Origin of the sequence: Tepidimonas sp., from assembly GCF_036824975.1 — a bacterium.
GTDB lineage: Bacteria > Pseudomonadota > Gammaproteobacteria > Burkholderiales > Burkholderiaceae_C > Tepidimonas.
Genome location: NZ_DAISZC010000030.1, coordinates 11,792 through 21,847, shown reverse-complemented (window position 1 = coordinate 21,847; position 10,056 = coordinate 11,792). Strand labels below are relative to the sequence as shown.

Here is a 10,056-nt window from a genome sequence, read left to right as displayed (position 1 = left end):
GGAGGAGCGGTAGAGTTTGTTGAGGGGGGCACATACCCGCCACGGCAACCTCTTCGACGGGTACACGTTCGCTGCGCAACTGCAGCAGGCCACGAGTGAACGCGCTGTCGCGGGACGCTGCTTGCGTCCGGTTTGCCCGGCCGCGGCCGCGTGCCACGGATGCCGTCGGGCGTCACACATTGAGCAGGAGATAGCGCCGCTCCCATGGGCTGACGACGTCGAAGTACTCGCGGTATTCGGCATCCTTGATGGCGGCGTAGGTGCGCAAGAAGTGCTCGCCGAACAGCTCCGCCAAAGGGGTGCAGGCCAGCAGCCGGTCGATCGCATCGTCCAGGTGGCGCGGCAGCTGGTGGGGCTGTTCGTAGGCGCTGCCAGCCAACGGTTCGGTGGGCTGCAGGCGCTCGCGTATGCCCAGTAGCCCGCAGGCCAGGCTGGCGGCGATGGCTAGGTAGGGGTTGACGTCCACGCCGGCCAAGCGATTTTCGACGCGCCGCTGTTCGGGGCTGGACTGGGGCACGCGCAGCCCGCAGGTGCGGTTGTCGTAACCCCAGCTGAGGTTGATGGGTGCGGAGGTGTAGCGCGACAGGCGCCGGTAGCTGTTGACGTATGGCGCGAAGAATGCCATGGCAGCCGGCAGATAGGTTTGCAGCCCGCCGATGAAATGGAAGAACGCGGGCGAGGGCTGGCCATCGGGCATGCTGAAGATGTTGCGGCCGCTGCCGGCGTCGAGCACGCTTTGGTGGATGTGCATGGCGCTGCCCGGCTGACCCTGCATGGGTTTGGCCATGAAAGTGGCGTACATGCCATGCCGAATGGCGGCCTCGCGCACGGTGCGCTTGAAGAGAAATACCTGGTCGGCCAGCGCCAGCGGCTCGCCGTGGTCCAGGTTGATTTCCATTTGCGCGGTGCCCATTTCGTGGATGAGGGTGTCGAGCTGCAGGCCCTGTGCCTCGCACCAATCGTAAATCACATCAAAAATGTCGTCGTACTCGTTGACGGCGTCGATGGAGAAGCTCTGCATGCCGGCTTCGGTGCGCTGGGTGCGCCCGATCGGGGGCTTGAGCGGAATGTCCTCATCCGGCTCAATCTGCACCAGGTAGAACTCCATTTCGGGCGCGACGATGGGGCGCAGGCCGTCGCGTTCGTACTGCGCCAGGATGCGGCGCAGCACGTTGCGTGGGGACAGTTCCACCGGCGTGCCATCGAAGCGCTGGCAGTCGTGAATGATCTGGGCGGTGGGCTCCTTGGCCCAAGGCACCCGGCGCAGCGTCGAGGCATCGGGTACCAGGTGCATGTCGGGGTCGGCCACAGGCACGTAGTCCTGCTCGGGGTAGGCACCGGTGACCGTCATCTCCAGCACCGCAATCGGCAGCCGCAGGCCCTGCGCCGGGTCGTACTTGTGGCGCGGCACGATCTTGCCGCGCGCTTGCCCGGCCATATCGGGGATGAGGCATTCGATTTCGGTGATGTGGTGTTGGTCAAGCCAATGACGGATGGCGTCCGGTGAAGCAACCATGGGAAGGCGGTTGTTGCGGTTGGGGGGGATGCGGGAAGCGGCCCGGCGGTCGCTGGGGCCACGGCTGGTGGCGACGTGCCACAGCACGCCGGTGCGTACAGTATGCGCCCATTGCGGCAGCGCCGCGGTGCCGGCCGCGCCTGAAAACGGGGCGCCAATTGCAGGGTCAAGGGCCCGCGGGCGGGGGCCATGCCGTCGGTTGCTGACTCGGTGCGGCAGCGGGTGGTGCCGCACCCGCCGCGGGGTTTGGTGCGAAGGGGATGCCGACGAACGTCATGTCGCGGCGTGGTGGGGGCGGGTGTCGCGGTGTCGGCCACCGGGGCTCTGCGACAATGGCCCCTCATTGCGGCAGGCGGTGGTCACGGGCGGGTCGCCTGCCCCTTCGCGCTCGCCATGCGCCCGTTGCCCAGGAGTCCTGCGTTCATGATCGGACTGTCCGATATCGAGGCCGCCGCCGCCCGCCTGGCCGGGCAGGTGTTGGAGACCCCTTGCCTGGAGTCGCGCACCCTGTCTCAAATCACCGGCGCTCAGATTTTTCTGAAGTTCGAAAACCTGCAGTACACCGCTTCCTTCAAGGAGCGCGGCGCCTGCAACAAGCTGACCCAGTTGGCACCCGAGGAGCGCGCGCGCGGCGTCATCGCCATGTCGGCGGGCAACCACGCGCAGGGGGTGGCTTATCATGCGCAGCGTCTGGGCCTGCGCGCGGTCATCGTGATGCCGCGCTTTACGCCGGGCGTCAAGGTCGAGCGCACGCGCGCCTTCGGCGCCGAGGTGGTGCTACACGGCGACACGTTGGAGGCGGCACGTGCCCATGCCCGCGCGCTGGCGGCCGAACAGGGCCTGACGTTTGTGCACCCTTATGACGATGACGCCATCATCGCCGGGCAAGGCACGGTGGGGCTGGAGATGCTGCGTGCCCAGCCCGACCTGGAGGTGCTGGTGGTGGCTGCCGGCGGCGGCGGGCTCATCGGGGGCGTGGCCACCGCGGCCAAGGCGCTCAAGCCCGACATCGAAGTGGTAGGGGTGCAGACGCGGCGTTTTCCCGCGCTGGTCAACGCGCTGACCGGCACCGGGCTGCCGGTGGGCGGCAACACCATTGCCGAAGGTATTGCGGTGGGGGCGCCCGGCGAGCGCACGCTGGCGCTGGCGCGCCGGTACGTGGACGATTGGCTGCTGGTGGATGAGGAAGACATCGAGCAGGCCATCGTGCTGCTGCTGGAAATCGAAAAGACCCTGGTGGAGGGAGCGGGGGCTGCGGGTTTGGCCGCGCTGCTGCGCCACCCGCAGCGCTTTGCTGGGCGCAAGGTGGGCCTGATTCTGTGTGGCGGCAACATCGACCCCTTGCTGCTGGCGGCCATTATCGAGCGCGGCATGGTGCGCGCCGGTCGGCTGGCGCGGCTGGTGGTGAGCACGCGCGACCTGCCGGGACAGCTGGCGCGCATCGCCACCATCGTGGCCGAGGCCGGTGCCAATATCGATCAGGTGCAGCACCAGCGCGCCTTCACGCTGCTGGCGGCGCAGAACGTGGACATCGAACTGGTGCTGCAGACGCGCGGGCCGCAGCACGTGGACGACGTGATGCAGGCGCTGCAGCAGGCCGGGTTTGCGGTGTCGCGGCGCTAGCGGCACCGACCGGATACGACGCTGGCGGCAGCCGCGTTGCGGGCTCAGCGGTGTGCCGCCGCAGACGCCGCGCAGGCTTGGCCGCCAGCCGACGGGCGCGGGGTGGCCGGATAGCGGTGCAAGACGAGGTAACGCGGTTGCCGAGTGCCGGTTGATTGCACCAGCGCGTAATCGTGTACCCGCCAAGGGATGGGGGCGAGCTGTGGTGGTGGCCGGGCACCTGCGGCATGCCGTGCCAGCGTCACGTGCGGGCGCAACGGGCGCTGGGGCAGCGACCAATCCAGGGCCATCAGGGCACGCCGCAAACGCCGATGCAATGCGGCCAGCGGCGGCGCGGGGTGGCTACAGCTCAGCACCGCCAGTCCGCGCGCCCAACACTCGGCCGTGTCCAGCGTCCACGTAAACGGCGCAAAGGCCACCGCCAGTCGTTGCGCCACCGTCTGCAGTTGCGCCGCTGGCACGGGGCCCAGAAAGTGCAGGGTGACGTGCCAGTCGTCGCTGTCGTAGCGGCGGGCACCCGCGGGCCAATGCCACAGGGCCGCCGCGTCATCGATGGCACGGCGGGTTGCCGCGTCCGGCCACAGGGCCACGAACAGCCGCAGCGGCGGCTCAGGGGATGCAGCGGGGACGTCGGACCGGTTCATGTGGAGGACAAGCCGAGCAGCGCCTGCAGCGCCCAGGGCGCGTCGCTACACTGCGGCACCATGGAGGTCGGCCGCGATCTGGTGCAGGTGCGCCCCGAGGGGCTGTACTGTGTGCCTGGAGATTTTTACATCGATCCCTGGCGGCCTGTGGCGCGCGCCGTCATCACCCATGCCCACGCCGACCATGCGCGCCGGGGGCACGGGGCGTATCTGGCGCATGGGGCGAGTGCTGCCCTGCTGCGCGCACGGCTGGGGGCAGACATCGCGGTGCAAGCGGTGCGCTACGGTGAAGTGGTGGACTGCCAGGGTGTGCGCGTCTCCCTGCATCCGGCGGGGCACGTGCTGGGCTCGGCCCAAATCCGGCTGGAGCACCGGGGCAAGGTTTGGGTTGTTTCGGGCGACTACAAGGTCGAGGGTGATGCCACCTGCACGCCGTTCGAGCCAGTGCGCTGCCACACCTTCATCACCGAGTCGACCTTTGGGTTGCCGCTGTACCGCTGGCGGCGCGCGGCTGACGTGTTGGCCGACATCCGCGCCTGGTGGTGCGGCAACGCCGAGGCTGGCCGCGCCAGCGTGTTGTACGCGTATGCGCTGGGTAAGGCGCAGCGCCTGCTGGCGGGGCTGGCGGCGCTGGGCGATGGCCCTGGCCCCATCGTGGTGCATGGGGCGGTGGACGCGGTCAACCGCGCCTACCTCGAAGCGGGCGTGACGCTGCCCCCGACGCGGCGGCTGGATGGCGGTGTGGAGCCGGCGGCGCTGCGGCGCGCGTTGGTGCTGGCGCCCCCGGCGGCGCAGGGTAGCCGCTGGTTGCGGCGCCTGGGGGCGTATGCCGATGCCATGGTCAGCGGCTGGATGCAGCTGCGCGGCGTGCGACGGCGCCGCGGTGTGGATGCGGGGTTTGTGCTGTCCGACCACGCCGACTGGCCCGGGTTGCTGGCGGCGATCGCCGCCAGCGGGGCCAGTGACGTGCGCGTCACGCACGGGCAGGTGGCACCGCTGGTGCGCTATCTGTCCGAGCAGGGGCTGCAGGCGCAGGCGCTGGCCACGCGTTTCGATGGCGAAGAGGGCGCGGATGCCGCCGACTCCGATGTGGACGTCAGCGTCGCTGTGGACGCGCCCGCGCCACCCGTCGGGGGTGACGGGGCATGAAAGCGTTTGCTGCCTTGTGGCAGGCCCTGGACGCCACCACCTCCACCGCGGCCAAGCAGGCGGCGCTGCAAGACTACTTTCGTGCCGCTGCGCCGGCCGATGCCGCCTGGGCGGTGTATCTGCTGGCGGGCGGCAAGCCGCGGCAGGCAGTGGCGGCCCGTCAGCTGCGCGCACTGGCGTGTGCGGTTGCGGGGTTGCCCGAGTGGCTGTTCGAGGAGTGCTACCAAAGTGCCGGCGACCTGGCCGAGACCATCGCGCTGTTGCTGCCGCCCCCCACCGCGCCGCAAGAGCGCAGCCTGGCCGAGTGGATGGCCGAGGTGCTGGCTTTGCGTGCGCTGCCCCCCGAGGCGCGCGCGGCCGCGCTGCGCGCCCAGTGGGCGGCGCTGCCTGCCGAGCAGCGCTTGCTGCACGGCAAGCTCATCACCGGGGGCTGGCGCGTGGGGGTGTCGCGCCAAAGCGTGGTGCAGGCGCTGGCCGCCGTCGCCGGCCTGCCTGCCACGCTGCTGGCGCAGCGGCTCATGGGCTACACGCGCGCCGATGCGCGTCCCAGCGCCGATGACTACCAAGCACTGCTGGCCGCGCCCAAGTCGGCGCGCACAGGCGGTGACGCCGCAGCAGCCGCATCGCCACTCGACGCTCAGCCTTACCCCTTCTACCTGGCGCATCCTCTGCCCGCTGATGCCGACGCGGCCATGGCCCTGCTGGGCGCGCCCACGGACTGGCTGATCGAGTGGAAGTGGGACGGTATGCGCGCACAGCTGGTGCGCCGCAGCACAGTGGCGCTGTGGACGCGTGGTGAGGAGCTGGTCAGCGACCGCTTTCCCGAACTCGCCGCGCTGGGGCAGCGGCTGCCTGTGGGGACCGTGCTGGACGGGGAAATCGTGATCGTTGCGGGACTGGCCGTGCAGCCGTTTGCCGCGCTGCAGCGGCGCATCGGGCGGCAGCGTCCGACCGCCGCGCTGTTGCGTGCGCTGCCGGCTGCCTTCATCGCCTACGACGTGCTGGAGCAAGACGGCTGTGACGTGCGCGCCGATCCCCAGTGGCGGCGCCGCCAGCGCCTGCAGGCGCTGGTGCAGACCATGGCCGACCCCGCGCTGCGCCTCAGCCCGCTGGTGGCGGTGGAAGCTGCCACCGACTGGGCGGCGCTGGCGGCGCTGCGCGCGCAGGCCCGGGGGCGTGGTGCCGAAGGTCTGATGTTGAAGCAGCGCGACGGCGCCTACGGCGTGGGCCGCACGCGCGCCGCGGGCGTGTGGTGGAAGTGGAAGGCCGATCCCTACACGGTGGACGCGGTGCTGGTGTATGCCCAGAAGGGGCACGGGCGGCGCGCCGGGTTGTTTTCAGACTACACGTTTGCGCTGTGGAGTCATCCGCCCGGTCACCCACAGCGGCAGCTGGTGCCGTTTGCCAAGGCCTACTCGGGTTTGAGCGACGCCGAGATGGCGCGCGTAGACGCCATCATCCGCCGCACCACGCGCGACCACTTCGGGCCGGTGCGCGCGGTGCAGCCGACATTGGTGTTCGAGCTGGGGTTTGAAGGCCTGGCGCGCAGCCCGCGCCACAAAAGCGGCGTGGCGGTGCGCTTTCCGCGCATCCTGCGCTGGCGCACCGACAAACCGGTGGAGGAGGCCGATACCCTGCAGACCCTGCACGCCCTGCTGGGCGCGGCACCGGAGGCGCTGGCATGAGCGAGCGCGCCGCTGGCAGGCCACGATCACTGGCGATGCAGGGGGACAGCCGCGCGGCTGCAGCGTCGGCAGTGCCCGCCGAGGGGGTTGTAGCGACGTGGTTGCGGGCCCAGGGCCTGAGGCCGCTGCCGCTGCAAACGCAAACGTGGCGGGCCATCGCGGCCGGCCGCAGTGGCTTGCTGCACGCGGGCACTGGCAGCGGCAAGACCTACGCCGTCTGGCTAGGGCTGCTGCAGCGCCACGCCGGTGCCGCCGGAGGGGGCCGACCGCGTCTGCTGTGGGTGACGCCGCTGCGCGCGCTGGCCAGCGATACCGCAGCCGCCCTGCAGGCACCGCTGCCCGCGTTGGCTGCCGGCTGGCGGCTGGGGGTGCGCACTGGCGACACCCCGGATGCCGAGCGCGCCGCCCAGCAGCGCCGCTGGCCCGAGGTGCTGGTGACCACGCCCGAGAGCCTGAGCCTGCTGCTGGCGCGTGCCGACGCGCCCACACTGCTGGCAGGGGTCGCGGCGGTGGTGGTGGACGAGTGGCATGCGCTGCTGGACAGCAAGCGCGGCGTGCAGGTGCAGCTGGCGCTGGCGCGCCTGCGCCGCTGGCAGCCCCACTTGCAGGTGTGGGGCCTGTCGGCCACGTTGGCCGACCCGGCGCAGGCGCTGGCCGTGCTGCTGGGGCCGCAGGCGGCGCCCGGCGCTGCGCTGATCGGCGACGAAGGCGCCAAACCGATCATCGTCGATACGCTGCTGCCGCCGCGCGTGGAGCGCTTCCCGTGGGCTGGGCATCTGGGTGCGGCCATGGTGCCGGCCGTGGTGGCGCAGTTGCAGGCGTGCCGCAGTGCGCTCGTGTTCACCAATACCCGCGCGCAAACCGAATGGTGGTACCAGGCGCTGCTGGCCGAGCGGCCCGACTGGGCGGGGCAAATCGCGCTGCATCACGGCTCGTTGGATGCCGACGTGCGGCGCTGGGTGGAACAGGGGCTCAAGCGCGGTGCGCTGCGCGTTGTGGTGTGCACCGCCAGCCTCGATCTGGGGGTGGACTTCGCGCCGGTGCAGCGGGTGCTGCAGGTCGGCTCTCCCAAGGGCGTGGCGCGGCTGCTGCAGCGCGCCGGGCGCAGCGGCCACGCACCGGGCCTGCCGTCGCGCATCACGCTGGTGCCCACGCACGCGCTGGAGTTGGTGGAAGCGGCCGCGGCGCGTGACGCGGTGCAGGCCGGGCAGCTGGAAGCGTGCCAGCCGCTGCGTGCTCCGCTGGACGTGCTGGTGCAGCATCTGGTGACGGTGGCGCTGGGCGGGGGCTTTACCCCCGCGTCCCTGCTGGACGAGGTGCGTAGCACCCATGCCTATGCCGACCTGCCTGAAGACGACTGGCATTGGGCGCTGGACTTCGTGCGCTATGGCGGGGCGGCGCTGCGCGCCTACCCCGAATATCGGCGCGTGCAGCCCGACGCCGATGGCATCTGGCGCGTGCCCGATGCGCGCGTAGCGCGCCGCCACCGCCTCAATATCGGCACCATCGTGGCCGATGCGCAAATCGAGGTGCGCTACCTCAACGGGACGCGGCTGGGCGCGGTGGAGGAGGCGTTTTGTGCGCGCCTGCGTCCGGGCGAGCGCTTTGTGTTCGCTGGGCGCACGCTGGAGCTGGTGCGCCTGCGTGACCTGACCGCCTGGGTGCGCGAGGCGCGCGGTCAGCCGCCACACCTGCCGCGCTGGCAGGGCAGTCGCATGCCCCTGTCCACCGCGCTGGCGCAGGCCGTGTTGGCCCGTCTGGCCGCGGCCGACGCCGGTCGGTTCGAGGGGCCCGAGATGGCGGCTGCGCAGCCGTTGCTGGCGCTGCAGGCGCGCTGGTCACGGCTGCCCACGCCCAGCCGTCTGCTGGCCGAGGTGCTGTATGACCGCGAGGGCTGTCACCTGTTCCTGTATCCCTTTGCCGGGCGCGAGGTACATGCCGCGCTGGCCAGTTGGCTGGCGTGGCGCGCTGCGCAGGCGCAGCCGCGCACGTTGTCGCTGGCGGTCAACGACTATGGGCTGGAACTGCTGAGCCCGCAGGCCATCGACTGGGCCACCGAGCTGCCGCGCTGGCTGCAGGTGCCCGATGAGCCGACGCTGCGTGCGCAAGTGCTGGCCAGCGTCAACGCCACCGAGCTGTCGCAGCGGCGCTTTCGCGAAATCGCGCGCGTGGCGGGACTGCTCATGCCGTCGCATCCTGGCCAGCGGCGCAGCCAGCGCCACCTGCAGGCCAGTTCGACCCTGTTTTGGGAGGTATTCGTGCGCCATGAGCCCGACAATCGGCTGTTGCGTCAGGCGCGCGACGAGGTGCTGGCGCACGAGCTGCAACTGCCGCTGCTGCACGCCACGCTGCAGCGTCTGGCTCGCTTGCCGCTGCACTGCCAGATTCTGCCGCGGCCCACGCCACTGGCGTTTCCGCTGCTGGTGCAGCGACTGCGCGAGCGCCTGTCCAGTGAGACGCTCAGCGCCCGCCTGCAGCGCCTGGTGGCGCGGCTGGAGCGTGCCGCCGACGCGCCGGCCGCCCACCGGCGCGCGCGCAGGCAGCCTGCCGCAGCCAACCCGGGAGCCGACGTATGACTGACGAGTCGCCGCTGCGGGGTGCGTTGCCGGTGCAGGTGCCGGCCTGGGGCGACACGGGGGTGCTGTGGCTGCTGGCGCAGCGCGCCGTCTGGTGGCCAGCGGGATCGACCCTGTTCGTGGCCGACGTGCACTTGGGCAAGGCAGCGGCGTTTCGGGCCGCGGGCGTGCCGGTGCCGAGCGGCACCACACGGGACAACCTGCAGCGCCTTGGTGCCCTGCTGCAGGCCAGCGGGGCGCGGCGGCTGGTGGTGCTGGGCGACTGGCTGCACGCGCGCGCGGCGCGCACGCCTGCGGTGCTGCAGGCCCTGCGCGACTGGCGGGCGGCGCACGCGGCGCTGCAGTGCGTGTTGGTGCGTGGCAACCACGACACGCACGCGGGCGACCCACCGCCTGAGCTGGCCATGGAGGTGGTGGACGAGCCGTGGCCCTTGGGGCCCTGGGTGTGCCACCACGCGCCGCCGCCCGCCTCTGCGGCCGCGCCGGCGCCAGGGGAGTTGCGCAGCGCAAGCCGTTGGTGGGCGGACACAGACCCGCATCCGTTGCCGCCCCCCGCGCCGCCGATGGCCTTGTGTGGGCACACCCATCCGGTGGCGGTGGTGCGCGGCGGCGCGCGCGAGCGCTTGCGGCTGCCGTGCTACGTGCTGACGCCGTCGGCGCTATGGCTGCCGGCCTTTGGCGCCTTTACCGGCGGCCGCGCGGTGGCGTGGCAGTCGGAGCAGCAGCGCTGCGTGCTGGCTGAAGGGGCGGTGTGGCCGGTCGATGTTCGGTGGCCGAAACCGTGGTCGCAGGTCCGCGCAACCGCGAGCATGCAGCCCGCTGCTGATGAGGAGGTGCCCACTCGTGAGGGGTCCTGCCAGGCG

General features: G+C 71.3%; 7 protein-coding genes. 5 read left to right on the top strand and 2 right to left on the bottom strand.

Features of this window, described 5'->3' with window-relative positions; genetic code table 11:
* Positions 1–172: 172 nt before the first annotated feature.
* Positions 173–1,516, bottom strand: coding sequence for a glutamine synthetase family protein (locus V7Z54_RS05265; protein WP_334134913.1), 1,344 nt, complete (start codon positions 1,514–1,516; stop codon positions 173–175).
* 423 nt (positions 1,517–1,939) lie between these two features.
* Here V7Z54_RS05265 and V7Z54_RS05260 point away from each other — a divergent pair, with 423 nt between their 5' ends.
* Complete coding sequence (locus V7Z54_RS05260) at positions 1,940–3,139, top strand: threonine ammonia-lyase (RefSeq protein WP_334134912.1); 1,200 nt, start codon at positions 1,940–1,942, stop codon at positions 3,137–3,139.
* A gap of 44 nt (positions 3,140–3,183) precedes the next feature.
* On the opposite strand, the gene thpR is transcribed toward V7Z54_RS05260, so the two are convergent.
* A complete protein-coding gene (gene thpR / locus V7Z54_RS05255; protein WP_334134911.1) occupies positions 3,184–3,783 on the bottom strand; it encodes an RNA 2',3'-cyclic phosphodiesterase in 600 nt (199 codons plus the stop codon).
* Between the two features lie 60 nt (positions 3,784–3,843).
* Between thpR and V7Z54_RS05250 the strand changes: the two genes are divergently transcribed.
* The 4 genes from V7Z54_RS05250 to V7Z54_RS05235 form a co-directional block, all read left to right on the top strand.
* Entirely contained in the window at positions 3,844–4,932 is a 1,089-nt protein-coding gene (locus tag V7Z54_RS05250) for a ligase-associated DNA damage response exonuclease (protein ID WP_334134910.1), read from the top strand.
* Positions 4,929–6,617 (top strand): ATP-dependent DNA ligase, encoded by a 1,689-nt coding sequence (locus tag V7Z54_RS05245; RefSeq protein WP_334134908.1) that lies wholly within the window; start codon positions 4,929–4,931, stop codon positions 6,615–6,617. The genes V7Z54_RS05250 and V7Z54_RS05245 overlap by 4 nt, the downstream gene beginning before the upstream one ends.
* Positions 6,618–6,652: 35 nt before the next feature.
* Positions 6,653–9,193: a ligase-associated DNA damage response DEXH box helicase gene (locus V7Z54_RS05240; RefSeq protein WP_334134906.1), complete on the top strand. Its 2,541-nt coding sequence runs from the start codon at positions 6,653–6,655 to the stop codon at positions 9,191–9,193.
* Positions 9,190–10,056: ligase-associated DNA damage response endonuclease PdeM (locus tag V7Z54_RS05235; protein WP_334134904.1), on the top strand; the 867-nt coding region annotated here is incomplete at its 3' end. The genes V7Z54_RS05240 and V7Z54_RS05235, both read left to right, overlap by 4 nt.